This window comes from Candidatus Nitrosopumilus salarius BD31, from assembly GCF_000242875.2.
In the GTDB taxonomy this organism is placed as follows: domain Archaea; phylum Thermoproteota; class Nitrososphaeria; order Nitrososphaerales; family Nitrosopumilaceae; genus Nitrosopumilus; species Nitrosopumilus salarius.
In genome coordinates this window covers 1-832 of record NZ_AEXL02000022.1, presented here as the reverse complement: position 1 = coordinate 832, position 832 = coordinate 1, and the positions used below count along the sequence as shown (strand labels likewise).

Sequence of the window (832 nt, the reverse complement as noted above, 5' to 3'; positions counted from 1 at the left end):
AACCGCAGAGAGTCTTGAACTAGATATCCATGGTTCCACGTTTTTTGGTGCATATGTCAAGTGCATCAACAACGCTTGTAACAAAGACCTTACCATCACCTTTAGTTCCAGTACAAGCAACATTTGCAATTGCATCAATGATTTCATCTACTTTGGGATCATCAGCTACACAAATGATCATGTCTCTGCTAAAGTATTCTCCAACTAAAGGAGGATCTTGTGCACCTTGGCCCTGAACTTGAAAAGTAGTCACACCGCCAACACCTACTTTTTTGATTGCGGAAATAACTGCATCTTTGGTACCAGATTGAACTATCGCTTCAATTTTTTTCATAAAAATTAATAATTTTGAATTTATTTAAATGAATAAGTACTTCTCATACTTGATTTTCAATAACATGGTTGTGATTTAGGCACAATCTCAGACATTAGGTTTAATTTTAAATCAAGACACACTGGATCATGTTTGATTACTCACTAAACATAGGTGGAAGTGAATGGATGATAATTATTTTTGTTGCACTAGTTTTGATTTTAGGGACAGGGAAGTTACCAGGAGCTGCAAGGAAAATGGGTCAAGCAGTTAACGAATACAACAAAGCAAAAGATGAAATCAAAAACCACATGAAAGATGCCACAGATGAGCCTCCTAAAATTTCAGGACCAGTTGAAACAGAAAGAGAAAAATTGGAAATGATTGCAAAATCAATTGGCATCAGAACAGAAGGTAAAACAGATGACGAGCTTAGAGAAAATATCGCTACAAAAATAGGTCAGAAAAAAATAGATGAGCCAGAAAAATAAATTACTTTGAATTTTTAATTCTATAAGT

General features: G+C 34.7%; 2 protein-coding genes. One reads left to right on the top strand and one right to left on the bottom strand.

Annotation, left to right across the window (positions count from 1 at the left end; translation table 11 throughout):
- Positions 1 to 19: 19 nt before the first annotated feature.
- The gene (locus tag BD31_RS00830; RefSeq protein ID WP_008297028.1) at positions 20 to 334 is read right to left on the bottom strand and encodes a P-II family nitrogen regulator; all 315 of its coding nucleotides are present in this window, start codon (positions 332 to 334) and stop codon (positions 20 to 22) included.
- Between the two features lie 128 nt (positions 335 to 462).
- Between BD31_RS00830 and BD31_RS00825 the strand changes: the two genes are divergently transcribed.
- Positions 463 to 804: a Sec-independent protein translocase subunit TatA/TatB gene (locus tag BD31_RS00825; protein ID WP_008297026.1), complete on the top strand. Its 342-nt coding sequence runs from the start codon at positions 463 to 465 to the stop codon at positions 802 to 804.
- The last annotated feature ends 28 nt before the right edge of the window (positions 805 to 832 follow it).